The sequence below is a fragment of the Pseudomonas sp. RG1 genome (assembly GCF_025910115.1).
In the GTDB taxonomy this organism is placed as follows: Bacteria; Pseudomonadota; Gammaproteobacteria; order Pseudomonadales; family Pseudomonadaceae; genus Aquipseudomonas; species Aquipseudomonas atacamensis.
The window spans coordinates 109,078-135,572 of the sequence record NZ_JAPCIK010000002.1; the positions used below are offsets into that span (position 1 = coordinate 109,078).

The 26,495-nt window shown below is 59.9% G+C and carries 20 protein-coding genes; 6 read left to right on the plus strand and 14 right to left on the minus strand.

The window, feature by feature from the left end; all coding sequences use genetic code 11:
* Window positions 1-77: 77 nt before the first annotated feature.
* Window positions 78-1,238 carry an AAA family ATPase gene (locus OK411_RS02200; RefSeq protein WP_264364351.1) on the minus strand — a complete coding sequence of 387 codons (1,161 nt, stop codon included), beginning with the start codon at window positions 1,236-1,238 and terminating at the stop codon, window positions 78-80.
* A gap of 146 nt (window positions 1,239-1,384) precedes the next feature.
* On the opposite strand from OK411_RS02200, the gene OK411_RS02205 reads away from it, so the two are divergent.
* The 4 genes from OK411_RS02205 (at window position 1,385) to OK411_RS02220 (ending at window position 8,950) form a co-directional block, all read left to right on the plus strand.
* Window positions 1,385-2,488 (plus strand): efflux RND transporter periplasmic adaptor subunit, encoded by a 1,104-nt coding sequence (locus OK411_RS02205; RefSeq protein WP_024011162.1) that lies wholly within the window; start codon window positions 1,385-1,387, stop codon window positions 2,486-2,488.
* Complete coding sequence (locus OK411_RS02210) at window positions 2,485-3,549, plus strand: efflux RND transporter periplasmic adaptor subunit (protein ID WP_264364352.1); 1,065 nt, start codon at window positions 2,485-2,487, stop codon at window positions 3,547-3,549. Before OK411_RS02205 ends, OK411_RS02210 begins: the two co-directional genes overlap by 4 nt.
* Window positions 3,546-6,608, plus strand: a complete 3,063-nt coding sequence (locus OK411_RS02215) for an efflux RND transporter permease subunit (RefSeq protein ID WP_016772213.1) — start codon at window positions 3,546-3,548, stop codon at window positions 6,606-6,608. The genes OK411_RS02210 and OK411_RS02215 overlap by 4 nt, the downstream gene beginning before the upstream one ends.
* A gap of 89 nt (window positions 6,609-6,697) precedes the next feature.
* Window positions 6,698-8,950 carry a glycoside hydrolase gene (locus OK411_RS02220; protein WP_264364353.1) on the plus strand — a complete coding sequence of 751 codons (2,253 nt, stop codon included), beginning with the start codon at window positions 6,698-6,700 and terminating at the stop codon, window positions 8,948-8,950.
* Between the two features lies 1 nt (window position 8,951).
* Here OK411_RS02220 and OK411_RS02225 read toward each other — a convergent pair whose 3' ends face one another.
* Entirely contained in the window at window positions 8,952-9,578 is a 627-nt protein-coding gene (locus OK411_RS02225) for a class I SAM-dependent methyltransferase (RefSeq protein ID WP_016772211.1), read from the minus strand.
* Between the two features lie 105 nt (window positions 9,579-9,683).
* Entirely contained in the window at window positions 9,684-10,040 is a 357-nt protein-coding gene (locus OK411_RS02230; protein WP_016772210.1) for a DUF6124 family protein, read from the minus strand.
* 457 nt (window positions 10,041-10,497) lie between these two features.
* Here OK411_RS02230 and OK411_RS02235 point away from each other — a divergent pair, with 457 nt between their 5' ends.
* The gene (locus OK411_RS02235; protein ID WP_264364354.1) at window positions 10,498-13,308 is read left to right on the plus strand and encodes an RHS repeat domain-containing protein; all 2,811 of its coding nucleotides are present in this window, start codon (window positions 10,498-10,500) and stop codon (window positions 13,306-13,308) included.
* A gap of 182 nt (window positions 13,309-13,490) precedes the next feature.
* Here the strand turns inward: OK411_RS02235 and OK411_RS02240 are convergent, their stop codons facing one another.
* The 11 genes from OK411_RS02240 to OK411_RS02290 form a co-directional block, all read right to left on the minus strand.
* A complete protein-coding gene (locus tag OK411_RS02240) occupies window positions 13,491-14,135 on the minus strand; it encodes a methionine ABC transporter permease (protein ID WP_039756400.1) in 645 nt (214 codons plus the stop codon).
* On the minus strand, window positions 14,125-15,246 hold the full coding sequence (locus OK411_RS02245) for a methionine ABC transporter ATP-binding protein (protein ID WP_264364355.1): 1,122 nt from the start codon (window positions 15,244-15,246) through the stop codon (window positions 14,125-14,127). The genes OK411_RS02240 and OK411_RS02245 overlap by 11 nt, the downstream gene beginning before the upstream one ends.
* Before the next feature lie 2 nt (window positions 15,247-15,248).
* Complete coding sequence (locus tag OK411_RS02250) at window positions 15,249-16,058, minus strand: MetQ/NlpA family ABC transporter substrate-binding protein (protein ID WP_016772206.1); 810 nt, start codon at window positions 16,056-16,058, stop codon at window positions 15,249-15,251.
* A gap of 126 nt (window positions 16,059-16,184) precedes the next feature.
* Complete coding sequence (locus OK411_RS02255; protein WP_136492450.1) at window positions 16,185-17,543, minus strand: LLM class flavin-dependent oxidoreductase; 1,359 nt, start codon at window positions 17,541-17,543, stop codon at window positions 16,185-16,187.
* Entirely contained in the window at window positions 17,543-18,742 is a 1,200-nt protein-coding gene (locus tag OK411_RS02260) for an SfnB family sulfur acquisition oxidoreductase (protein ID WP_264364356.1), read from the minus strand. The genes OK411_RS02255 and OK411_RS02260 overlap by 1 nt, the downstream gene beginning before the upstream one ends.
* A gap of 27 nt (window positions 18,743-18,769) precedes the next feature.
* Window positions 18,770-20,011 (minus strand): SfnB family sulfur acquisition oxidoreductase, encoded by a 1,242-nt coding sequence (locus OK411_RS02265; protein ID WP_217879140.1) that lies wholly within the window; start codon window positions 20,009-20,011, stop codon window positions 18,770-18,772.
* Between the two features lie 263 nt (window positions 20,012-20,274).
* Window positions 20,275-21,039 (minus strand): hypothetical protein, encoded by a 765-nt coding sequence (locus OK411_RS02270; RefSeq protein WP_136492448.1) that lies wholly within the window; start codon window positions 21,037-21,039, stop codon window positions 20,275-20,277.
* A 459-nt stretch (window positions 21,040-21,498) separates the two neighbouring features.
* Window positions 21,499-22,248, minus strand: coding sequence for an L-cystine ABC transporter ATP-binding protein TcyN (gene tcyN, locus OK411_RS02275; protein WP_076565047.1), 750 nt, complete (start codon window positions 22,246-22,248; stop codon window positions 21,499-21,501).
* A 4-nt stretch (window positions 22,249-22,252) separates the two neighbouring features.
* Window positions 22,253-22,918: a cystine ABC transporter permease gene (gene tcyL / locus OK411_RS02280; protein WP_016772200.1), complete on the minus strand. Its 666-nt coding sequence runs from the start codon at window positions 22,916-22,918 to the stop codon at window positions 22,253-22,255.
* Window positions 22,918-23,718 (minus strand): cystine ABC transporter substrate-binding protein, encoded by an 801-nt coding sequence (gene tcyJ, locus OK411_RS02285; protein ID WP_016772199.1) that lies wholly within the window; start codon window positions 23,716-23,718, stop codon window positions 22,918-22,920. Before tcyJ ends, tcyL begins: the two co-directional genes overlap by 1 nt.
* 347 nt (window positions 23,719-24,065) lie before the next feature.
* Window positions 24,066-25,064: a D-cysteine desulfhydrase gene (locus tag OK411_RS02290; RefSeq protein ID WP_016772198.1), complete on the minus strand. Its 999-nt coding sequence runs from the start codon at window positions 25,062-25,064 to the stop codon at window positions 24,066-24,068.
* Between the two features lie 190 nt (window positions 25,065-25,254).
* Between OK411_RS02290 and epsC the strand changes: the two genes are divergently transcribed.
* Complete coding sequence (gene epsC, locus OK411_RS02295; RefSeq protein ID WP_264364357.1) at window positions 25,255-26,181, plus strand: serine O-acetyltransferase EpsC; 927 nt, start codon at window positions 25,255-25,257, stop codon at window positions 26,179-26,181.
* The last annotated feature ends 314 nt before the right edge of the window (window positions 26,182-26,495 follow it).

The window sequence follows — 26,495 nt, forward strand, 5'->3', positions numbered from 1 at the left end:
CAGGGACGCTCCGCGTCCAGTGACTCAGAGCGTCACGGGCTGCATTCCCACGCAGAGCGTGGGAACGATCGAATGGGCTAGTCTGGCCAATGCCACACCGGCTCATCCAGCACCCGCTGCCCGACGATCCCGGTCTGGCCCAGCGTCTTCTCCAGCACGATGCAATTGCATTCCGGGTCTTCCTGCAACGCCGAGATCAGTCGCCGTGCATGTGACACCACCCACACCTGACACTGCTCCGAAGCGCGAATGATCAGCCTTGCCAGCGCCGGCAGCAGGTCCGGGTGCAGGCTGGTTTCCGGTTCGTTGAGCACCATTAGTGTAGGCGGTCGCGGTGTCAGCAACGCCGCAACCAGCAGCAGATAGCGCAAGGTTCCGTCTGACAATTCCGCCGCCGACAATGGCCGCAACAAGCCTTCCTGATAAAACTCGATAGCGAAGCGTCCACCGGCCAACGGCGCGATTTTCAGTCGCGCGCCGGGAAACCCATCGCTGATCGCCGCTGTCAACGCCTGCGGATCGCCAATCTCGATAATCGTCTGCAAGGCCGCCGCCAGATCGCGGCCGTCGTGGTGCAGCACGGGCGTGCGAGTGCCCAGTTGCGGCTGACGCACCGGCGCGTCGGCATCGCTGCGAAAGTGATCATAAAAGCGCCAGCGCCGGATGAATTCGCGCATCTGGAACACTTCCGGCGAGCTGCGCAGATTGCCGACCTGATCGAACAGGCTGTCGAAGTTCGGCGTGTGTTGCGCCAGCACATCCCAGGCGCGACCTTCGCGGGCGCGGATCATCGGACCGTTGCGGTCGACCAGCAGGCTCGCCGGGCGGAACACCGGGCCGGCCCAGATGCACTCACGCTTGATTTCCGGGTCGAGGGCAAAGCATGAAGTGCTTGGCTCCGGCAGGCCCAGGCCGATGGCGTAACTGAAATCCTCGCCGGCGAACCCCAGTCGCAAGCGCTTGGCGCCGTGGCGCACCGTCGGCTCGATGGCCACTTCACCGTTGCGCATGCGCCGGCTGATGGTTTCCGGCCCCGCCCAGAACGTCGAATCCAGCCCGCCTTCGCGCGCCAGCGCGTTGACCACGCCGCCCTGGGCGGTTTCAGCCAGCAGGCGCAAGGCGCGGTAGAGGTTGGACTTGCCGCTGCCATTGGGCCCGGTAATCAGGTTCAGGCGCCCGAGCGGAATCACCAGTTTGTTGATTGAGCGGTAATTGGCCACCGCCAGGGTGTTGAGCATGAAATCCTTCTCCGGGTCACTGCGATACGCGGGCAGCATACCTTTAATGAGATAAATCTGGTGTTGGCGTCCGCAACCGTGGAACCCTGTTCTAAGCTCTGAAGTCGTATCGTCTCGACAGCAGCATTTAAGGCCAAGGAGTGTGCATGGCGGGTCCCGGATTGAAAGTGCTGATGGCCGTGAGCGCCATGGCGTTGCTCACCGCATGCGGCGACAAGAAACCTGCTCAGGAATACTTGCCACGGGTCTTTGTGCAAGAGGTCGAACCGGCCAACTACGCCGCCGCGGTGACCCTCACCGGTGATGTGCAGGCGCGGGTGCAGACCCAGCTGTCATTCCGCGTCGGCGGCAAGATCATCCAGCGCATGGTCGATGTCGGCGACCGCGTCACGGCCAAGCAGGTGCTGGCCAAACTCGATCCGAAAGATCTGCAGACCAACGTCGATTCCGCTCAGGCCCAAGTCGTCGCCGAACAGGCCCGCGTGAAGCAAGCGGCAGCCGCTTTCGTGCGTCAGCAAAAACTCCTGCCCAAGGGCTACACCAGCCAGAGCGAGTACGATTCGGCACAAGCCGCGCTGCGCAGCAGCCAGAGCGCATTGAGCGCGGCGCAGGCGCAACTGGCCAACGCCAAGGACCAGCTCAGCTACACCGCACTGATCGCCGATGCACCCGGGGTGATCACCGAGCGCCAGGCCGAAGTCGGCCAGGTAGTGCAGGCCACCGCGCCGATTTTCAGCCTCGCCCGCGATGGCGACCGCGACGCGGTGTTCAATGTCTACGAATCGCTGCTGGCCGAGCGTCCGTCCGATCGCTCGATCGTGGTCAGCCTGCTCGACAATCCCGAGATCAAAACCACCGGCACCGTGCGTGAGATCACGCCATCGGTGTCGGCGCAATCGGGCACCGTGCAGGTCAAGGTCAGCCTCGACAAGCTGCCGCCGGGCATGCAGCTCGGTTCGGTGGTCAGTGCCACCGCCAAGGGCACCGGCAAATCGGCGGTGGAACTGCCCTGGTCGGCGCTGACGAAAAACATCAGCGACCCGGCGGTATGGCTGGTCGATGACAAGGGCGAGGCGCAGTTGCATACGGTCACGGTCGGTCGCTACCTGACCGGCAAAGTGATCATCAGCGAAGGTCTCAAGGGCGGCGAGAAAGTCATTGTCGCCGGCGGCCAGTTGCTGCACCCCGGCATGAAAGTCGAGATTGCCGAAAACACCTACAAGGATCTGCAACCGGGAGCGCAGCCATGAAGCGCCTCGGCCTGTTGTGCATGGCGCTGCTGCTGGGCGCTTGTTCGGAAAAGGAAACGCCGCCGGAACCGGTACGTCCGGTGCTGTCGGTCACGGTCAAAGCGCTCAACGAAGAAAGCCTCGGGCGCTTTGCCGGCAGCATTCAGGCGCGTTACGAGAGCAACACCGGTTTCCGCGTCGGTGGACGCATCGCCAGTCGCAACGTCGATGTCGGCGCCGAGGTGCAGAAGGGCACGTTGCTTGCCACCCTCGATCCGTCCGACCAGCAGAACCAGTTACGTTCGGCGCAGGGCGATCTGGCGAGAATCCAGGCGCAACTGATCAACGCCCAGGCCAATGCACGTCGTCAGCAAGCGCTGTTCGATCGCGGCGTCGGTGCGCAGGCGCAACTGGACGTCGCCAATACCGATCTGAAAACCACTCAGGCCTCGCTTGATCAGGCACGCGCGGCGGTCAGCCAGAGCAAGGATCAACTGAGCTACACCGAGCTGCGCTCCGATCACAAAGCTGTGGTCACCGCGTGGAACGCCGAAGCCGGGCAAGTGGTGACCGCTGGGCAACAAGTGGTGACGCTGGCACAACCGGACATCAAGGAAGCGGTGATCGACCTGCCTGATACGCTGGTCGATCAGTTGCCCAGCGACGTGGTGTTCTCGGTGGCTGCGCAACTCGACCCGAGCATCAACACCACGGCGATCATTCGCGAAATCGAACCCCAGGCGCAAAGCGCCACACGCACCCGCCGCGCGCGCCTGACCCTGTCGGATACGCCGGACGGTTTCCGCCTCGGCACCGCGATCAGCGTGACCCTTAGCTCGGCGATCAAACCGCGCATCGAACTGCCGCTGACGGCGTTGCAGGAAATCGACGGCAAAACCCGCATCTGGGTGATCGATACGCAAAACAAAACCGTCAACCCGCGCGACGTCAGCGTGGTCAGTTGTGGCGACAACAGTGTGGTGCTGGCCGGTGGCGTGCAGAATGGCGAGCGCGTGGTCAGCGCCGGCGTCAACAGTCTCAAACCCGGACAATCGGTAAAACTTGACGAGGACAGTCAATGAAAGGCTCTTTCAACCTCTCCGAATGGGCCCTCAAGCACCAGTCTTTCGTGTGGTATCTGATGTTCGTCGGTCTGCTGATGGGGGTGTTTTCGTACTTCAATCTCGGCCGCGAAGAAGACCCGTCGTTCACCATCAAGACCATGGTGATCCAGACCAAATGGCCGGGCGCGACCCAGGAAGAAACCCTCAAGCAGGTCACCGACCGCATCGAGAAAAAACTCGAAGAGCTCGATTCCCTCGACTACGTGAAAAGCTACACCCGCCCCGGCGAGTCGACGGTGTACGTGTACCTGCGCGACACCACCAGCGCTGAGGACATTCCGCAAATCTGGTACCAGGTGCGCAAGAAGATCGACGATATTCGCGGCCAGTTTCCCCAGGGCATTCAGGGGCCGGGATTCAACGACGAGTTCGGTGACGTGTACGGCTCGGTCTACGCCTTCACCGCCGATGGCCTGACCATGCGTCAGTTGCGCGATTACGTGGAACAGGCGCGCGCCGAAATACGCAGCGTGCCGGGGCTGGGCAAGATCGAAATGGTCGGCCAGCAGGACGAAACGATCTACCTGAACTTCTCCACGCGCAAACTCGCCGCACTGGGTATCGACCAGCGCCAAGTGGTGCAGAGCCTGCAATCGCAGAACGCAGTGACTCCGGCCGGGGTGATCGAGGCGGGGCCGGAGCGGATCTCCGTGCGCACCTCGGGCCAGTTCGAGTCGGAGAAGGATCTGGCCGAGGTCAATCTCAAACTCAACGATCGCTTCTATCGTCTGGCCGACATCGCCGAGATCAGCCGTGGCTACGTCGACCCGGCGACACCGGAATTCCGCTTCGACGGCAAACCGGCGATCGGCCTGGCGATTGCCATGCAGAAGGGCGGCAACGTTCAGGAATTCGGTAAAGCGCTGCATGAGCGCATCGACCAGCTCACCGCTGACTTGCCGGTGGGCGTCGGCGTGCACACCGTTTCCGACCAGGCGGTGGTGGTGGAAGAGGCCGTTGGCGGTTTCACCAGCGCGCTGTTCGAAGCGGTCATCATCGTGCTGGTGGTGAGTTTCATCAGCCTCGGCGTGCGCGCTGGTCTGGTGGTGGCCTGCTCGATTCCGCTGGTGCTGGCCATGGTCTTCGTGTTCATGGAATACAGCGGCATCACCATGCAGCGGATTTCCCTCGGCGCGCTGATCATTGCCCTCGGCCTGCTGGTGGACGACGCGATGATCACCGTGGAAATGATGGTTACGCGGCTGGAAATGGGCGAGAGCAAGGAGCAGGCGGCGACGTTCGCCTACACCTCGACCGCATTCCCGATGCTCACCGGTACGCTGGTGACTGTCGCCGGTTTCGTGCCCATCGGCCTCAACGCCAGTTCGGCGGGTGAATATACCTTCACACTGTTCGCGGTGATCGCGGTGGCGATGATCGTCTCGTGGGTGGTCGCGGTGTTCTTCGCACCAGTGATCGGCGTGCACATCCTCAGCGACAAGGTGAAAGCCCACGATGCCGAGCCGGGTCGCGTCGGTCGCGCCTTCAACGGTGGTCTGTTGTGGGCCATGCGCAATCGTTGGTGGGCGATCGGCGTCACCGTGCTGTTGTTCGTGCTGGCGGTGTTCTGCATGCGCTTCGTGCAGAACCAGTTCTTCCCCGCTTCCGACCGCCCGGAAATTCTCGTCGACCTGAACCTGCCGCAAAACGCCTCGATCGACGAAACCCGCAAAGCGGTGGACAAGCTCGAAGCGACGCTCAAGGGCGACCCGGACATCGTGCGCTGGAGCACTTACATCGGTCAGGGCGCGATCCGTTTCTACCTGCCGCTGGACCAGCAATTGCAGAACCCTTACTACGCGCAACTGGTGATCGTCAGCAAGGACTTCGAAGCCCGCGAGGCACTCAGCCAGCGCTTGCGTGAGCGGCTGCACAAAGACTTCGTCGGCATCGGCAGCTATGTGCAGGCTCTGGAAATGGGCCCGCCGGTGGGGCGTCCGATTCAGTATCGAGTCAGCGGCAAAGATGTCGATCAGGTGCGCAAACATGCCATCGACCTGGCCACTGAACTGGACAAGAACCCGCACATCGGCGAGATCATCTACGACTGGAACGAGCCGGGCAAAGTCCTGCGCATCGACATCGCCCAGGACAAGGCGCGGCAACTCGGGCTGTCCTCAGAAGATGTGGCCAACCTGATGAACAGCATTGTCAGTGGCTCGCCGTTGACCCAGGTCAATGACGATATCTACCTGATCAACGTGGTCGGTCGCGCTGTGGATTCCGAACGCGGCACGCCGGAAACCCTGCAGAACCTGCAGATCGTCACGCCGAGCGGCACCTCGATTCCGCTGCTGGCGTTCGCCACCGTGCGCTATGAACTGGAACAACCGCTAGTCTGGCGTCGCGACCGCTTGCCGACCATCACCATCAAGGCCTCGGTGCGCGACGAGATTCAGCCGACCGATCTGGTGAAACTGCTCAAGCCGTCGATCGATGCTTTTGCCTCGAAACTGCCGGTCGGCTACAAAGTCGCTACCGGCGGTACGGTCGAGGAAAGCGGCAAGGCCCAGGGGCCGATTGCCAAGGTGCTGCCGCTGATGCTGTTCCTCATGGCGACGTTCCTGATGATCCAATTGCACAGCGTGCAGAAGATGTTCCTGGTCGCCAGTGTTGCGCCGCTGGGGTTGATCGGCGTGGTCTTGGCGTTGGTGCCGACGGGCACGCCGATGGGCTTCGTGGCGATCCTCGGGATTCTCGCGCTGATCGGCATCATCATCCGCAACTCGGTGATTCTGGTGACGCAGATCGATGAGTTCGAGCAGAAAGGCTATGCGCCATGGGACGCAGTCGTGGAAGCCACCGAACACCGACGCCGGCCGATCCTGCTGACCGCAGCGGCAGCGAGCATGGGCATGATCCCGATCGCCCGCGAAGTGTTCTGGGGGCCGATGGCTTACGCAATGATTGGTGGCATCGTCGTGGCGACGCTGCTGACGCTGTTGTTTCTGCCGGCGCTGTATGTCGCCTGGTACAAGATTCGCGAGCCGCAGAAGGATGAAAAGCCGGCGCAGTGAGATAGCCCCTGCGATCTTTGGGAAAGGTCTGACTTACAGGGTGAGCTGACTGCGCTAACGTCCCTTCTTCATTCGAAGAGGGACGTGCCATGTCGACTGTTTCCGGCTGGTTACGCGGATGGTTGCTGCTCGCTGGCTTGAGCCTGTCGCCGGCAGTACTGGCCGAAGTGCTGCTGGAAAACCAGCTTTGGCGGGTGCAGGTCGATCCTGCGACGCTGGCGGTGCGCGTTGAAGCCGCCGGCGCTGCGCCGGTGCAGGCCTCGGCCGGTATGCTGCGGCACAAGGTCAGCGACATGGTCAGGCGCGGCAATCGCATCGAATGGCAATGGGACGACGGGCGATGGTTGCTCAGTGTTGACTTGGACCAGCGTGACCTGACGTTTTCGATTACGGCTAACTCGCCCTCGCAAATCGAGTTTATTCATCAGCCCACCAGTGCAATGGGCCAGGCGCTGATCTGGCCGCTTGCCGAGGGGCGCTACGTGCCGCGCGGTGACCGGGTGTGGCAGAAGTTCCTGCTCGCGCAGGGCGCGCTCGATACCACCCAGGACTTGAGCCTGCCGCTTTGGGGAATGGAGTACGAGAATTTCAGCCTGCACTGGCTGCTGACCAATCCTTACAACAACCAACTGCGCTTCAAGACCAATGGTGATGCACTGGGGCTGTCGGCCCGGCATCGATTCACATCGCTTGAACCCGCAAAACCGCTGACCTTCAGCCTGTTTCTTGGCGATGTCGATCCCTTGGCTGGCGCCAAGCGCTACAAGCAGTGGCTCATCGAAAGCGATCAATATGAAACCTTGGCGAACAAGCTGATCAAGACCCCGCAAGCCGCCAAGCTGATCGGTGCCGCGCATGTCTATCTGTGGGGCAACGATCTCCTCGGCCCCGACGATGTGCGCAACTGGCCGCTGCTGATTGCCCGGTTGCGCGGCTCGGGTGTGCTGGTCAGTGAACTTCGGGCAGCGATGGATCCTGAAGCGCTGCGGTTGCTCGCCAGCGGGACCGTACTCAATCGCTATCAACAGACTGTGATGCTGCGCAGTCTCAATCGCGCGCTGAACGTTCAGGCGCGCAAAACCTGGCAGGCGCGTGCGGTGCCGGACATGCAGGCGCTGGTCAAAGGGTACGCTGAGGTGCGCGAGCAGCTGGCCGTTGTTCTGAAGGATACGTTGGCGCCTGATCCTGCGCGCTGGGGGCGCACCTTGTCGCGGCGAACCATTGAACGATTGCAGGGCGCAGGACTTTCGCGTTTATGGCTTGGGCTCGGCGAGGGCTGGGAAGGTGGACTCTGGCACCCGGAGACGGTGCGCGCCGCCGTCTCTGCGGGATATCTGATTGCCCCCTATGACTCCTACGAAACTGCGTTGCGCGAGGACGAAAATCCGGACTGGGCCACCGCGCACCTCGGCGATCGGGCCAATACCGAGTGCGCGATCGTGGAGGAAAACGGTGCGCTGAAAAGCGGGTTTCAGCAGTCCGGTCACTATACCGATCCGCGATGTGTGCGACCGTTGCTTGAGCGGCGCATCGATGCAATCCAGAAGGTTGCCGGGTTCAACAGCTGGTTTCTCGATGCCTATGCCGCTGGGATGCTCTTTGACAGTTATCGTCCCGGCGCACCGATGACCCAGGCGCAGAATGCCGCGGGCAACGTCGGAGCATCGCGCTGGATCAGCGAAGTGTTGCAGCTGCCGAGCGGCTCCGAGGATGGCAATGCGGCCACCGCTCAAGGGGTTTTGTTCGCACATGGCATGCAGACGCCAGTGATCGGTTGGGGCGATCGCGACATGCATCAGCCGGGCACAGCGGACTTTTTCGTCGGCCAATGGTACCCACCGGAGCAGCCAGCGGTGTTCTTCAAACCGACCCGGTTGAAGGCTGACTACCGACGCGTTCATTTCGCCCCCGTCAGCCGTTTACCGTTGTATCAGGCGGTGTTCCACGGCTCTGTCATCACCAGTCATCACTGGTTGTTCGATAACCTGAAACTGAGCGACGTGCGGGTGGAAAACGAGCTCACGCAGTTGCTCTACAACGTACCGCCGCTGTACCACCTGAGTGCGGCCAGCCTTGATCAGCGCTTGCCGTTGATCGTGCGTCAGGATCGATTCTTTCGTCCGCTGCACGAACGTCTGGCGACGCAAGCGCTGACCGCTTTTGACTGGTTGAGCGAGGATCGCCTGGTCCAGCAGACGACGTTTGCCGACGGCACGCGACTGCTGGCCAATTTCGACGCCGCTCCACGCAACTGGCAGGGCCGGACGTTACCGGGACACAGCATGACTGCACTGTTAGCGGACGGCAGCGACAGCCAGTATCAGGTACAAGCGGCGCCCTGATTCAGACTTTGCGCCACACGCTCGCCAGCCACGGCTGCTGTTCGCGCGGCAAGCCCGCAGGCCGGTAATAATGCTCCAGCTCGACAAAACCCGCCGCCGTCAGCAACCCGCGCCAGGCCTCGAGATCGTGATACGAGCCATAGCGCGGCCCGTTCCAGCCCTCTTGGTTGTCGCCACGCGGATTGGAACTGAACAGCGCGCCACCCGGTTTCAAGGTGCCGTGCAGTTGCCGTAGCACTTGCGGCAACACCTGCAACGGCACATGAAACAGCACGGCATTGGCGAAGATGCCGTCGAAGCGCTCGGCCGGCAGATCAAGCTTGAGAAAGTCCTGCTGCCAGACTTCGCAACCGCTGTCCTGGCGGGCCATGCGCGCGAATTCCTGTGAGCCATCAAGGCCGATCGCGACGTGGCCCATGCGCGTGAAGGTTTGCAAATCCCGGCCCGGACCGCAGCCGAAATCGAGAATCGAGAAGGGTGCTTCACCGTGAATGTGGCGCAGCAAGGCCTCGATGTTCTGGCTGACATCGTGGTCGCGAGTGCCTTCGCGGAAATCCTCAGCCACCGAGTTGTAGTGACCGAGGGTAGTGGCGGTGATCTGTTCGAGGTCGCTGGGCGTTTGCTTCATGATCGATGCTGTATTGGCGGTGTGAGGGCGGACTATAAGCTTTTTCACCGGCAAAAAAACGCCGCCTGCGCTGGGGCCAGTGCAGGCGGCAATGGGTGCCAGGCTTCAGTGCTGCTTGGCTCCCAGACAATCGATCGAGCGGTCCATCATCGCCTTGGCCATTTCCAGCAGATGCCAGACCGAGAACACCATGGCCCGATCCGCGCCCCCGAGCTGGTCACCGCATTGATGGACGGTCACCGAAGCGCAGCGCAGCAGATCGGCAACATACAGTTGGGCGTCCTCCAGCGTCACATCTTCGCTGATACTGTAGACGCGTTTCTGTCCAGCCAACGTGACCTGATTGCCGGCCAGATGTGAGTCGACGGCGCGGCACAGTGCAGAGCGATCCTTGAGCAAATCCTCGGTGAACCGCTTGCTTGAGGTAAGGCTGAGTGGCGGATCGGCAAGTTTCTTTTCCATGGGTAAACTCCTGACTTCAAGTGGGAGCCAACCATTTCGCGACTAAACGAGCAGGACGGCGGCTGCACGCGGATCAGTTGCCGGCCGGACAACTGAATCCAGTCACCGCAAAACAGTGACGACCGGAGATTAGCTACAGGATATTTCGGGTACAAGCGGGCAAATTATTCTAGGAATCGTCCTGCAAACCCGCGTGCTTCAGGCTGGCGAAACGACAAAAGTGGTGTAGGAAGCATCTGATTTTTGCGAAGGGCGTTGCCCAAAATACTGCGATCACATGGGCCTGGTTGATGGCCACCTGCCGCCATCGACCTTAGCGCTTATTCAGCCCCCGCGCCAGCCTGTCTGAATGACCGCATGGGTGCGCAAACCTGAATGCAACTGGTAGTTCTTACAGTATCGGGACGGAGAAAACTGGTTCAGTCTCAGCGTATAGACATCAGGGACTCGCGTAGCCGTGAATACCCGCCATGACACCGCCACTCCGACCTTGTCGGTCATTGACCCGCGCGCACTGGTGGTTCGCAGCGTTGCCTATTGCCGACACCCGGATAAAGCCGACATCGAATCGCGCATTACCCGGCAGATCTTTGATGAGGCGGGGCGTCAGGTAGCGTCGTGGGATCCGCGTTTGTACGGCGTTGCGCCCAAGCCGAATCTGGCCACGATCTACGCATTGAGCGGTCAAGCGTTACTCGCAGACAGCGTCGACGCCGGTTGGCAGGTGCGGCTGTTGAATGAAGCGGGCTCGATGTGTTCTGGCTGGGATGCGCGGGGCAGTCAGAGTCACCGCCAATACGATGATCTGCTGCGACCGCTAGCCCTCACCGAGCAGGCGCACGACGGGCAGCCTCACGTGGTCGAGCGCTGGACCTATGCAAAAGCCACCGATGATCGTGCGCTGCACAACCAGTGCGGTCGAGCGATCCGCCACGACGACCCGGCCGGCAATCGGCAATTTGATCACTATGGCCTCGGCGGTGCAGTGGTGGTGGAGTCGCGACGTTTTTTGATCGAACTCGAGACACCTGACTGGCCACTCGATCCCGACCGCCGGGATGACTATCTCGAGGAAACCATCTACGTCACCCGACAGAACTTCAACCCAACCGGCGACTTGCAGCATCACACCGACGCGGTTGGAAACCTCAGAACGCAGCATTACAACGTCGCTGGGCAATCCTGCGCGACCTGGCTGTCACAGGCCGGCGAGGGCAGGCAGCCGAAGTGCCTGGTCAGCGCCATTCGCTACAACGCGCAGGGTCAGATCGAAAGTGAAACGGCCGGCAACGGAGTCATCGCCCGTGCCGAATACAGCCGCGATGACGGCCGGTTGCTCAGACTGCTCGCCAGTGTCGGCACGCACCCTCCGTTGCAGGATCTGAATTACGTCTACGATCCGGTGGGCAACGTCATCAGTCTGGAAGACAAGACTCAAGCCGTGTCGTGGTTCAACAACCAGCGCATCGATCCGGTCAGTCGGTATCGCTACGACAGCCTTTATCAACTGATCGAGGCCAGCGGCTGGGAAGTCAGCCAGCCCAGCCATGGTCCGGCCTTGCCGGAGCTGCTGCCCACACCACTGGACCCCAATCAACGGCGCAACTACACGCAGAAATTCGACTACGACGCAGCGGGCAACCTGATCACTCGCCAGCATAGCGGTGCGCCGGGTTTTTCGATGTACACCTCCCAGCGCAGCAACCGAAGCCTGGCGCAGCGTGACGATGGTTCTTTGCCCGGGGAAACGGAGATAGCGCTGGGATTTGATGCGGCGGGCAATCAGTTGGAGTTGCAACGCGGTCAGGCCATGTACTGGAACGTACGCAATGAGTTAAGCCGGGTTGTGTTGGTGAAGCGTGCGAATGAAAGCGATGACTACGAGTGTTATGGCTGCGACGAGCCGGGCCATCGGTTGCGTAAAACGACTGTCAGCCAAGCGTCCGGTCAGACGCTGACGGTAGAAGTTCGTTATCTGCCGGGGCTCGAGATTCATCGCGAAGTCGATGGTGTCGAGCGACATGTCGTCAATGTCGACACCGGGCGCAATCAGGTACGACTGCTGCACTGGCCAAGCGCGGTGGACGGAGACCAACTGCGTTACAGCCTCAGTGATCATCTTGGTTCCAGCACGCTGGAATTGGATGATGGTGCGGGGATTTTGACTCAGGAGCACTATTACCCGTTTGGTGGCACCGCGTGCTGGGCGGGTAAAAATGCATTGGCGGCGAAAAACAAAACGATTCGTTACTCAGGCAAAGAGCGGGATGCGACCGGTCTTTACTATTATGGCTATCGTTATTACGCGCCGTGGTTACAGCGGTGGTTGAACTCCGATCCTCTTGGTGATATTGACGGCCCCAATCGTTATTTGTTTACGGTTAATAATCCGGTGTCCAAGTTGGACTTTTTTGGTGCGAACTCCACGCCTCCGCTTGATGTGGCTCATGCTTACGATCTCATGTTCAGTGAGGGTGAAGTATGGGACGGATTGAGTTTGGTATCTGAAAGTGGAGTTGACACGATTGCACGTGTCTCCTGTGCTAATGTTATTCTCTTGGATAGCGAGGTCGATAGTGAGCGACAAAGAAAGCTTGTTAAGAGTTTTTCGCGTTTTTCGATTGATGATTATTCAATTACGCATTTCAGTAACGCAGATTTTACTGATCAGGATGGAGTTCATTTCAAAACGTTATTCACGTTGCGAAGCGAAAGAACCAAAGAGGATTATCTGGGTAACTCAGGAACAATTAATATTTCGCGTTATGGAAATCACGATTTTGTTTTTTTTGCCCTGGACGCTGGTGCTCAGCCCCAAAAGACCACCTCAAAATTCGGGGAGTTTCGCTACCACGCATCTTTCGCAGCCTTGAATGCCAAGTATCAATATACGCATATGGAGATAGGAGACTTATTGAGACCGAACTCTCGTGATATTAGTATCGGGCGAGCCAAAAGCTTGCCTTGGTTAGCTGCCGCCAGTGACGATGAGTTAATAGATTTTAAAAATAGAGCGGGGCTTCGGCCTGACAATGAGAAAGATCTGTTGTTTTACGGAAAGGATATGCTTCAAGGTTTGGGTTTGAAAGTTGCCGTGGATCTCGGGTCTCTGAACGATTTCGTACAGGAGGCGGTGATTGAGTGGGCTGATGGAGATCGTACAATTGATAATATAACCGAAATAATTAATGTTTTTTATCGTCCGCAAATTTTGGTTCCGGGAGGGATCAAGTTCAGGGGCGGTGAATTTATATTGCGCAAGCCTTAGAGTTCAGGTTTATTGCCTATCCGCTAGTAGTGCCCTGCTCCACTCGTTTGTCGTTGTAAGCGACGTGCACCAGCGGAGCAAAGTCGAAGATGCAAATGTTAGTTGCGGGTTTGACGTAGCAGTTGGTAGTCGGCCGGTTTTAGTGTTGGCTCACTTCACGTAGCCAACATCACAAGATTTGCTCACCGCTTGTTCAGCCCCCGCGCCAGCCTGTCGCCACCCAACTGAATCACCGCCACCAGCGCCACCAGCAAGACGATCACCGTCAACATGATCTGGCTATCGAAGCGCTGATAACCGTAGCGGTAAGCGATATCCCCCAGCCCACCAGCACCAATTGCCCCAGCCATGGCCGACGAATTGATCATCGTCACCAGGGTGATGGTGAACCCGCCGACGATCCCCGGCAGCGCCTCGGGCAGCAGCACATGCCAGACGATATGCCAGCGCCGGCAACCCATGGCCTGTGCGGCTTCGATCAGACCATGATCGACCTCGCGCAGACTCACTTCGGCGATCCGCGCGAAGAACGGCGTTGCGGCGATTGTCAGCGGCACCACAGCTGCCCACACGCCATAGGTAGTGCCGACGATCAGGCGGGTGAACGGAATCAGCGCAACCATCAGGATCAGGAACGGGATCGAGCGGAACAGATTGACGAATGCACCCAGCGCACGGTTCAACAGCGGCGCCTCATAGATCCCGCCCTTGTCACTGGTGACCAGAATCACCGCCATGGGAATCCCCACCAGCAGCGCGATCAACGAGGACACGCCAACCATCAGGAAGGTGTCGATAAAACCCTGCAGCAAGCGATCAAACCACATAGCCCAATACCTCCACTCGTTGCGCCCATTGCCCGGCGCGTTCGCGCAATTGCTCGGCGCTGAACGCCGAGCCGCTGACGGCCAGTAAAAGCTGCCCCAGCGCATGACCCTGAATCCGTTCCACGCCGCCCTGAAGCAGCTTCACTCGGCCACCCAACGCCGCAAACAACGCGGCCAGATCCGGCTCATCAGCGGCACTGCCGGTGAACTGCAAACGCAATACCACCGCTGCATCAGAAGCCGTGGATTGCGCCTGCAAGCGGCTTTGCAGTTCTTCCGGCAAGGCGTGTTGCAGCGGTGCGAGCAAGGTCTGGCTGACTGCGTGTTGCGGATTGCCGAGCACTTGCCATACCGGGCCTTGCTCGACCACATGACCGTGCTCGAGCACGACGACGCGATCGCAGATCTCGCGGATCACTGCCATCTCGTGAGTGATCAGCACAATGGTCAGGCCCAGGCGGTTGTTGATCTCGCGCAACAGGCCGAGGATCGACTGCGTGGTCTCCGGATCCAGCGCCGATGTCGCCTCATCGCAGAGCAGAATGTCCGGGTCATGCACCAGCGCGCGGGCAATGCCGACACGCTGTTTCTGCCCACCGGAGAGCTGCGCCGGATAAGCCTTGTGCTTGCTGTGCAGGCCGACCAGTTCAAGCAGTTCGCGGACCTTGTTGTCGCGCTGCTCCTTCGGCACGCCGGCGACTTTCAGCGGCAACTCGACGTTCTGCCAGACGGTCTTGGCCGACATCAGATTGAAGTGCTGGAAGATCATGCCGATGCGCCGGCGCAGGGCGACGAGGCGGTCTTCATCGAACTCGCCGATATCCACCTGATCGATCAGCACCCGCCCTGACGTTGGCTGCTCCAGGCGATTGATCGTGCGAATCAGCGACGACTTGCCGGCGCCGCTGCGGCCGATGATGCCGAACACTTCGCCGCGTTGAATCGCCAGGTCGATGCCCTGCAAAGCCGCGACCGGACCTTGCCGGCCGTCGTAGGTTTTGCCCACGCCAATAAAGCGTACGTGGGCGCGATTCAACTCGGGGTGCAGCTCGGTTTTTTCAGCATTGTGTGGCTCTGGAAGCTCCAGTCGCCGTTGGATCGCCGCAGTCATGTTCAGCTTTCCCAACCGGCCTGATAGAGCTTGCCGTGGGCCTTGTCCAGTGCCGCGCGAACGGCCGGCGAATGCTGATAGATGTCGACGAACTTGATCAGGCGCGGGTCGGTTTTGCTCTTCGGCTGGATGACGAACTGGATCACGTATTCCTTGTGGTCCAGACCGTCGAACAGCAGCGCCGAGCCGGCATCGAAGGTCTTCGCCAGGCGGATATAGGCTGGATAACCCTGGACCAGGTCGGCGTCGTCATAGGCGCGCACCAGTTGCACGGCTTCGACCTGAAGGATCCTGATTTTCTTCGGATTGGCGACGATGTCGTCCTCGGTGGCTTTGTAGCCGACGCCCGGTTTCAGGGTGATCAAACCGGCCTTGGCGAGCAATTGCAGACCGCGACCGCTGTTGATCGGGTCGTTGGCGATGGCGACACTGGCGCCTTCGGGCAGTTCATCGAAGCTTTTGTATTTCTTCGAATACAGGCCGACGTTGTTGATGATCCCAGGAGCGAATGGCACCAGATCGAAACCGGACGCGGCTTTGGCATTTTCCAGGAACGGGATGTGCTGGAAGTAATTCACGTCGATGTCGCCAGCGGCGAGGCTGACGTTGGGCGCGATCCAGTCGGTGAACTCCACCAGCTCGACTTTCAGGCCCTGTTTGGAGGCTTCTTCGACGGCGGCTTCCAGCGGAATGGCGAAAGCGGCGGTGGTGCCGATTTTCAACGGGGCGTCGGCGGCGAAGATAGCCGAGCTGAACAGGCCGAAGGCCAAGGCCAGTGCTTTGACTGGGTGGGACAGGTTTTTTTTGGTCATGGTGGTTTTTCCAGTCAGTGCATAAGATTTGTGGTGTCTGTTGTGGCCTCATCGCTGGCAAGCCAGCTCCCACAGGTTTTGTGTGCGCCGCAGACCCTTGTGGGAGCTGGCTTGCCAGCGATGCTTTTAGCGTCGGTACGAAGAGCCGGTATGTTGTTCAGGCAACTGCGCCTCGCCGTGAAACAACTTCTCGCGCAAGGTCCCGCTGTCATACGCAGTCTTGTACGAGCCGCGCCGCTGCAACTCGGGAATCACCAGTTCGATGAAATCGACATAGCTTTCCGGGGTGACGATGCGGGTCAGGTTGAAGCCGTCCAGACCGGTTTCGGCGATCCACGATTCGAGTTCATCCGCCACTTGCTCGGGCGAGCCGACCACGGTGATGTAACGACCGCCGAGGGCGTGCTGGTCGAGCAATTTGCGCCGGGTCCAGTCATTGTTCTGCAGGTTTTTTGTTGCCGATTGAATGGCGTTGCTCTTCACGTACTGGATCGGTTCGTCGATTTCGTACTGGGCAAAGTCGATACCGGTGGAGGCGGAAAAATGCGCCACGCCGGCCTCGGCGCTGGCATAGCTGAGGTACTCGGCATGCTTGGCCCACGCTGCTTCTGCGGTGGCGCCAACGATTACATTGAGGCCCATGAACACCTTGATGTCTTGAGGATTGCGTCCGGCTTCGACGGCGCTGGCGCGGACGTTGTCGACCTGCACTTTGGTCGATGGTTTGTTCTGGCCGCTGATGAACACGCACTCGGCATGACGCCCGGCAAACAGCAAGCCGCGGTCGGAGCTACCGGCCTGAAACAGCACCGGCGTGCGCTGCGGTGACGGTTCGCAGAGATGATAACCCTCGACCTGATAGAACTCGCCCTGGTGCTCGACCTTGTGCACTTTGTCCGGGTTGGCGTAGATGCGCTGCTCGCGGTCGTTGCGCACCGCGCCGTTTTCCCAGCTGCCTTCCCAGAGCTTGTACAAGACCTGCAGATATTCTTCGGCCTGGTCGTAGCGGCGGTCATGTTCGACCTGCTCGTTGAGACCCATGGCTTTGGCGGCGCTGTCCAGGTAACCGGTGACGATGTTCCAGCCAACGCGGCCGCGACTCAAATGATCGAGCGTCGACATGCGTCGGGCGAACAGATACGGCGGTTCGTAAGTGAGATTGGCAGTCAGGCCAAAGCCGAGATTTTTGGTGACGGCGGCCATCGCTGAAACCAGCAGCAGCGGATCGTTGACCGGCAACTGGATCGACTCTTTCAGCGTGACGTCCACCGAGTCCTGGTAGACGTCGTAGACGCCGACGATGTCAGCGATGAACAAGCCATCGAACAATCCACGCTCAAGCAACTGCGCCAGTTCGGTCCAGTACTCGATCGTGTTGTAGCGGGTCGAGGTGTCGCGCGGATGCGTCCACAGGCCGTGATTGATGTGGCCGATGCAGTTCATGTTGAACGCGTTGAGCAGAATCTTCTTTTTCGCAGCAGTCATCAGATCGTCCCTCGCAGCGGAGGGTTTTCATCGTTGAGGTAGTAATTGCCCACGGCGTGATATTTCCAGCGCACCGGGTCGTGCAGGGTGTGCACGCGCGCGTTGCGCCAGTGCCGGTCGAGGCCGTGTTCACTCAGCGTCGCCTGGCTGCCGGCCAGTTCGAACAGCGTGCTGCCGGCGGCGAGGGAAATTTCCGTGCTGATCGCCCGCGCCTCGGCAACCGCGATCGACGCGGCGGCGACGGTTTCCGCGTTGGTTTCGGCTTGCGCGGCATCGAGGATTTCGCCGGCACATTCGAGCAAGGCTTCGGTGGCGTGCAGCCGAATGCTCAAGTGGCCGAAGCTCTTCAATGTCAGCGGATCTTCGGTGGCCGTGTCGTTGCCGGAATCGATCCACGGACGGGTCTTGCTGCGCACGAAATGCAAGGCGTCTTCGTAAGCAGCGCGGGCAATGCCGGTGTCGATGGCGGCGTGGAGAATCTGCGCCAGCGGGCCGACCGTGGTCGGGCGCTCGAAAGCGCTCTGGAACGGCAGCACGTCTTCCGCCGCTACATACACATCTTCGAACACTACCGAGCCGCTGCCAGTGGTGCGCTGGCCGAAGCCGCTCCAGTCGTCGATCACCGTCAGGCCCTTGCTTTCGCGCGGGAGGAAGGCCAGTTGCTGTACGCCGTTTTCATCGACCACCGACGTCGGAATGCGCTGCGCGTAAATCGCCCCGGTCGAGTAGAACTTGCGACCGTTGATTCGATAACCATAACCATCACCATCGCGGGTGAGACGGGTGACGCGGTCGTGAGCGGTTCTGGTGCCCAATTCTGCCAAGGCATTGCCAAAGCGCTGGCCGGCGAGCACCTCGGCGTACAGGCGCTGTTTCTGTTCATCGCTGCCATTCACGCGCAGCACTTCCAGTGCGTAGAAATGGTTCTGCGGAATCTGCCCGAGCGAGCCGTCGGCCTGAGCGATGAGTGCGATGACTTTGCCCAGGGTGACGTTGGATACGCCCGCGCCGCCATATTCTTTCGGCACGCTGATGCCCCACAGGCCGGAGCGGGAAAACACTTCCAGCTCGGCCAATGGCAGGCGGCGTTCGCGGTCGCGCAGGGCGCTGTCGCGTTTGAAATCTTCGGCCAGGTCGCTGGCGACGATCAGGGCTTGCTCATCGCTGGTGATGAGCGCGACGTGATGGGAAAGCGTCATAGGGGGTTCTCCAGATGACTGGTCGTCTCAGATCCAGGAATGGCGAGCCGGCAAAGTGCCGTTCAGGCGATAGGCGCCGACCGTGTGATATTTCCAGCGCACCGGGTCGTGCAGGGTGTGCACGCGGGCGTTGCGCCAGTGGCGGTCGAGATTGAATTCGGCAAGGGTCGCGCGGCTGCCGGCCAGTTCGAAGAGCTTTTCGCTGGCCAGCAGCGAAATCTCGGTGGTCAGCACTTTTGCTTCGGCCACGGCGATCGAAGCGCGTGCGGCGGATTCGGCAGTCAGCGGCGCGGCGTGGACTTCATCGAGCACTTTGCCGGCCTTGCGCAGCAGCGCTTCGGCGGCGTGCAGTTCGATTTTCAGTTTGCCGATATCGGCGATCACGTAGAGGTCATCGCTGGCGCGCTCGACCTTGGCGTCGATCCATGGCCGTGCGCGGGTTTTGACGAAGTCGATGGCGTCGTCGATGGCGCCACGGGCGATGCCGGCGTCAATGGCCGCTTGAATCAGCTGCGACACTGCGCCTTGGGTGTTCGGCTTGTCGTTGATCTTCCAGTTGTCGATGACCAGGCTCGACTCGACGCGCACGTTGTTCAGCAGGATCGTGCCGCTGGCCGTGGTGCGCTGACCGAAGCCCGACCAGTCATCGACGATGCGCAAACCCGGCGTGCCGCGACGGACGAAGGCCAGCACCTGTTTACCGTCATCGTTGAGCGCTTTCACCGCGACCCAATGCGCAAACAGCGCGCCGGTGGAGTAGAACTTCTGGCCGTTGATTACGTAATCGTCGCCGTCGGCGCTGATTCGCGCCTTCAGTTCCAAGGTGTTTTTCGTGCCACGTTCCGGTCCGGCATTGCCGATGCGCCAGCCTTCCAGAACACTCTGGAACAGCTGCTTTTTCTGCGCTTCGGTAGCGGTGCCGAGCAGCAGATGGATGATGCCGAACTGGTTCTGCGGGATCTGCCCGAGCGCCGGGTCGGCGGCAGAAATGATCGCGAATACTTCGGCCAGCGTGACGAAGGAAACTTGCGGGCCACCGTACTCACGCGGGATGGCAATGCTGCCCAGACCGCTGCGGGTGAACTGTTCAATTTCCGACCAAGGCAGCTTGCGCTGCCGGTCGCGTTTGGCCGCCTGCACTCGGGCGGCTTGCGCCAGATCAAAGGCGGCCTTGATCGCTTGAGCGTCGTTGCGCAGTACTTGCGCGGGCAACAACAGCGGGGCGATGTCCAGATCGGACTGCACGTTGGCATCTGCAAGACTGGACATCAGTGCCGCTCCCTGGCTGCACGCAATGCCCTGGCGATCTGCACTGGGGTGATTGTGTTCTGGACCATACCTACCTCACATCTCATGAAAAACGTCGCGATGGCGACGATTGAAAGAATGTCCGGTGGTCCGGTGCATATACCCTAAGCGTGTATAAAAATTAAATAAACTAACTTTTAGGAATATGTATAGAAGGGTGGATGTTCGGCTTGGTTAACGAGGGTCAGGTGAGAGATAACTGACCTCCCACCCCTGAGCAGGTCTCACTTGGTAGGTGATTCAGCGGCCTTGAATTCGGGTTTCCACGGGACTTTTACGTACGGATTCACGCAACCGATTTTCAACGTGCGCGGCGGTGCCCAGCGCGAGTTGTTACCGACCCGATCGAGGATGCAGTACGTCACGTCCAGCCGCAGATCCTCGCCTGCTTCGACGATGACAGTCGGTGGTATCCAGACCTGAATCGGCAGGCCGACATCCGCTGCCGTGACTGGCGCCAGATCCATGCGCACATCGCCCCAGCGCAGGGTGATGGCGTCGTCTTCGGCCATGTTCAGATAAGGCTCGATGGTCAGCGGCACGCCGCGTTTGATCTGGCTGGGATTCACGCCCTGACGGCGAATCGCTTCGGGGATGATCACTGGTGCCAGTTGCTGATTTTCGTCTTCGCACTGCCCAGTGGGCTGGCCACCAGGGCAATCGAGTTTGACCTGCACCCGAGTCGCCGCCGACAGTGCCGGACCCTGGCCGACCTGCATCACGCGGTAGTGAATGCGCGCGGTGCCATTGGTGATGAAACTCTCCGGCACCCGCAGGCTGACCGACTCGCCCACATCGGCCGCGCTGAGGACTTTTGACGCGACATAGCATTTGTCCCAGAACAGTTCGATCAGATCGCCAACGTCCATGTCGCAGTAGGGCGGCACGTCGATGAGCAGGTGAGCTGCTGTTGCCAGGTTAATGCCGGTTTTTTGTGCGCATGCCAGCGTTGGCGCTGCAAGTTCGGGTGTATGCGAAGTGCGGGTCATCGGTTTCTCTCCTTGAAGTCTTGCAGCGAAATCCGTTTCTGGAAAAAAAAGGCGCGAATCAACTGGCAATAAAAGCGACAAGTATTTGCTCGGTATTAGTGCGGGTTATTTGAACTAAGGGGCGCCGGTTGCCGACTAGATAAAAGTCTGCGGAGAGGGGTGTCAATAGAGGGGGTTAGTTAATGCGTAAATTACAAGTTAATCAGAAAGCTCCTACGTCACCGAGGCACTAAGCCTAGGTGTAAGCGCGAAATCAGCTACAGATAAACAGCGGTTTCGCGACGTTTTGTGCGGGTTCGTTCACCGGCAAACGTATGGAAATATGACGAATCGAGAATGTGCGTCATCGTTGCGCAATGTATATCTGCGCGCACAAGTAATAAATGTTCAGAAGAATGAAATACCGGGGCAGGGATAACTTCCGTCCGTGGAAGTTGAGGGCTGTGGCAGAGAAAGTTCTCAGGCGTGATTCAGAAACTTGCTGAGAAACTGTTTGGTGCGTTCTTCTTTCGGGTTGGCAAACAGTGCCTTGGCTTCACCCTGTTCAACAATTACGCCCTTGTCGAAAAACACCACGCGATTGGCCACGTCACGGGCAAAACCCATTTCGTGGGTGACAATCACCATCGTGCGATTTTCTTCGGCAAGACCGCGAATGGTCGCCAGCACTTCACCGACCAGTTCCGGGTCGAGCGCTGAAGTCGGTTCGTCGAACAGAATCACTTCCGGCTCCATCGCCAGCGCCCGGGCAATCGCCACGCGCTGTTGCTGGCCACCGGAGAGACGGCGCGGGTAGGCGTCCTCTTTGCCGGCAAGCCCCACTTTGGTCAACAGCTTTTTACCCAGAGCAACTGCCTGGTCGCGCGGCATCTTCTTGACCACGATCGGGCCTTCGATGACGTTTTCCAGGGCGGTGCGATGGGGAAACAGGTTGAAGTTCTGGAACACGAAGCCGACGTGCTGGCGCAGGTTGCGCACCAGACTTTGCTGCTGGTTCAGCGGGCGGCTGGTATCGATTTCGATATCGCCGACCTTGATCCGGCCGCTGGTGGGTTCTTCGAGGAAATTCAGGCAACGCAGGAACGTCGTTTTCCCCGAGCCGCTGGGGCCGATGATCGCGACGACTTCGCCTTCCTTTACCTCAAGGTCGATGCCGTTGAGCACGACCTGACCCTTGAATTGCTTGGTCAGTTTTTCCACGACAATCATCGCGTCAGGACTCCTGGTCGTGCCGATTGACCCGCTCTTCCAACTTGTTCTGCAAGTGCGAAAGCACCGTGGCCAGAATCCAGTAGATCAGTGCGGCGGCAAGATACATGGTGAAGACTTCGAAAGTCCGGGCGGTAATCAGCTGCGCCTGACGGAACAGCTCCGGCACCTGAATGGTCGCGGCCAGCGCCGTGTCCTTGACCAGCGAAATGAAGCTGTTGCCCAGCGGCGGCAAGGCCGTGCGCATCGCTTGCGGCAGGATGGCCCGGCGCAGGGTCTGCGCGCGGGTCATGCCGATACTCGCAGCAGCTTCCCACTGACCGCGTTCGATCGAACCGATCGCGGCACGCAGGATTTCACAGGCGTAGGCGGCCATGTTCAGCGAGAAACCGATCAGCGCTGCTGGCAGCGGATCAAGCTCCATGCCCAATTGCGGCAAGCCGTAATAGATCACGAACAGCTGCACCAGCAACGGCGTGCCGCGAAAGAACGACACGTAGATGCGGGCCAGCCAACTGACCGATTTGAAGCGTGACAGACGCATCAGCGCGAGGCCGAAGCCCAGCAGCAGACCGAAGAACATCCCGCCGAGGCTGAGGACTACCGTGTAGTACGCGCCCTTCAACAGAAAGGGCGCGGAATCCAGCGCGAGTTGGAAAGCCTCTTCCATTATTTAGTGACGTCTGCGTTGAAGTACTTCTTCGACAGTTTCTCAAGGGTGCCGTCGGCACGCAGTTCATCCAGAGCCTTGTTCACCGCAGCCAGCAGTTCCGGCTCGCCTTTGCGCAGGGCGATACCGGATTCCTGACGCGAGAAGGCCTCACCGGCTGCGACGGTTTTCGGGGCTTTCTTGGCGTATTCGAGGGCAGCCAGACGGTCGATCAGGATGGCATCGGTACGACCGTTGTTGAGGTCGGCGAACTTGGTCGGATCATCGTCGTAGGTGCGCACGTCAGCACCCGGCACGTTGGCGCGAACCCACTGCTCGTAGTTGGTGCCCAAGCCGACACCGACTTTCTTGCCGGACAGGTCAGCGGCAGTCTTGATGTTCAGCGCCGACTCTTTGCTTTTCAGCACGAGGGCCTGGATGCCGGACACGGTGTAGGGTTCGGAGAAGTCATACTTCTTCTTGCGCTCGTCGGAGATGGTCACTTGGTTGACCACCAGATCCAGACGCTTGGATTCCAGCGCGGCGAGGATGCCGTCCCATTTGGTCGGCTGGATCTTGGCCTTGACGCCGAGCTTTTGCGCCAGCGCTTCGGACAGCTCGACTTCGAAACCGGACAGCTTGCCGTTCTCGTCGACGTAGCTGAACGGTGGGTAAGTGCCTTCCAGGCCGACGTTGAGCACGCCTTTGTCCTTGATCTGTTGCAACTGCTCACCGGCCACTGCCTGACCGATCAGGCCAGCGCTGAGCGCAAGACCCAGCGAACCGACCAGCAGAGTGCGACGTAGTGCGGAAAAATTCATGACAAGCCCCTGTGTTTTCTTATGGAAGACGCTTAAGGAATGTAGGCAAATTGGTGATTTGAACGACAGCGCTATCCTGCCTTAAAGCAGCTTAAGCGTCTCGCCCGAAATTCGCCTGCGGCGAGACTATAAGATGTCTGTTTTAGACTTGAAAATACTAGATTGTGTTTCTTTTAGGGTTTTTTGGAATATGCGTCCGTTCAGTTGTGGCGAGGGGATTTATCCCCGTTCGACTGCACAACAGTTGCAAAGTCCTGCGACGTGTACTCACTTGCGAAGGCAAGGGGCCGCTCCACGACCCAACGGGGATAAATCCCCTCGCCACAGGTATCTGCAATCTGCAGTGATCATCTTGTCAGAAAATCCTTGTAGGCAAACAACGCCGGCGCGCCGCCGGTGTGCAGGAAGATGATCGGGCCGTCATCGAAGCGCTGCCGGCCGATCCCGTCGAGCAGACCGGCCATGGCCTTGCCGGTGTAGACCGGGTCAAGCAACAGACCTTCCTGTGCGGCCAACAGTTTCACCGCCGCCAGCGTTCCGGCATTCGGCTCGCCATAACGCGGGGCGAAATATTCGTCCCACAGCTCGACCTTGAAGCTGGCCGGCAACTCGACGCCCAGCAGCTCTGCCGTGCGTTCGGCCAAACCCTGCACCTTCGGGCGCTGATCTTCTTCACTGCGCGAAACGGTCACGCCGATCACCGGCAGTTGCGGCAGCGCCTGACTCAGCGCCAGCCCCAGACCACTGTGGGTCCCGGCACTGCCCGACGCCAGCAACACAGCGGCGAAATCGAGGCCGCTGTCCTTGATCTGCTCAGCCAGCTCCAGCCCAGCGCGCACATAACCCAGAGCACCAAGGGCGTTGGAGCCGCCGATCGGCACCAGATACGGCTTCTTGCCGTTGCTGCGCAGGCGCACGGCCAGTGCGGCCAGTTGTTCGTCGGCATTATCGAGGTTGTCGACCAGTTCGACCTTGGTGTCGAACAGATCGAGCAGCAAGCGGTTGCCGTTGCCGGTGTAATTTCCGTCATCGGTGCCCAGCGGATTTTCCAGCAGCGCCACACAACCGAGGCCGAGTTTCGCCGCCAGTGCGGCGGTCTGGCGCACGTGGTTCGATTGCAGCGCACCGGCCGTGATCAGCGTGTCAGCACCTTGCGCGAGCGCGTCAGCGGCGAGGTATTCGAGTTTACGCAGCTTGTTGCCGCCCATCGCCAGCGGCGTCAGGTCATCGCGTTTGATGTACACCTCGCGACCGAGCCAGGTGGACAGGCGTTCGAGTTTTTCCAGCGGCGTGGGGTGGCTCAGCAGTTCGAGACGGGGGAAGCGTTGCAGCTGTTGTTTGATCATGGGTCCGTACTGGCGCAGAAGAATGAAAGGACTATAGGCACGCGTTTTTGCCCGGGCAACCGCCAATCGCTTATAGCCAAATGGACTGAGGCCAGCACTATCGGTTCTTAATTCGTCGGCAAAGGCATGCCGTAAAGTAGGCGCCGATGACGCGGCCAGACAGTCCGGCCGCCCGTGAGGAGTCTTTACCGTGAGCGAGCGTTCCAGCCATTGGCAATTGCAGACCATCGTCAGCCAGCTGCGCAGCGCGCGGGATCAGTGGCGCGCACTGAATGGCCGGGCTTCAGGGGAGCAGGGCGGCCGCGAATTGCCATCGCGAGCGGCGATGGCGGAAATCCTCGAGGCGCTGTGTGGCGCGCTGTTCCCGATGCGTCTGGGGCCGGTCGATCTGCGTGAAGAAAGTGAAGATTTCTACGTCGGCCACACGCTTGATGTAGCGCTGAATGCCTTGCTGGCGCAGACGCGCCTGGAGTTGCGTTACGTTGCCCGCCACAGCGCGCAGGACGACAGTGAAGTCGAAACCCGCGCCATTCAGATCGTGCAGGATTTCGCCTTGGCCTTGCCGGGCCTGCGCACGCTGCTCGACACCGATGTGCTCGCGGCCTATCACGGCGACCCGGCGGCACGCAGCGTTGATGAAGTGCTGCTGTGCTATCCGGGCATTCTTGCGGTGATTCACCATCGCCTGGCGCACCATTTATACCGTGCAGGGCTGCCGCTGCTGGCGCGGATCAGCGCGGAAATCGCGCACTCGGCGACCGGCATCGATATCCACCCGGGCGCGCAGATCGGCCGCAGCTTCTTTATCGATCACGGCACCGGTGTAGTGATTGGCGAAACCGCGATCATTGGTGAGCGAGTGCGGATTTATCAGGCGGTGACCCTGGGGGCCAAGCGCTTCTCGGCGGATGAGGACGGCCAATTGCAGAAGGGCCATCCGCGTCACCCGATCGTTGAGGATGACGTGGTGATTTACGCCGGGGCGACGATTCTCGGACGGATCACCATCGGCAAGGGCTCGACCATTGGCGGCAACGTCTGGCTGACACGTAGCGTGCCGGCGGGGGCGAATCTGACGCAGGCGAATCTGCAGCATGATGACGGGACGCAGAAGTAAGTCTTGAATCTGTGTTGTTGTATCGGGCCTCTTCGCGAGCAGGCTCGCTCCCACATTGGAATGCGTTTCAGATGTGGGAGCGAGCCTGCTCGCGAGATTTCCAGGCCGGATCAAGGTAGTGGCCTTAAGCCAATTCATCAGTGAACGAATCTCTCCAAACCCGCGTCATACCCCTCTTTGGGCGCTGTAGGAAACCTACCGCCCAGCCCTGCGATTAGTCCTTACCACCCCATTCATGTTTAACTTGAACGTTCATTCAAGTTAAACCGGTGGTTCGCTGCCCGCTCACAACAGGAGGCTTGCCTTTGCTGAGT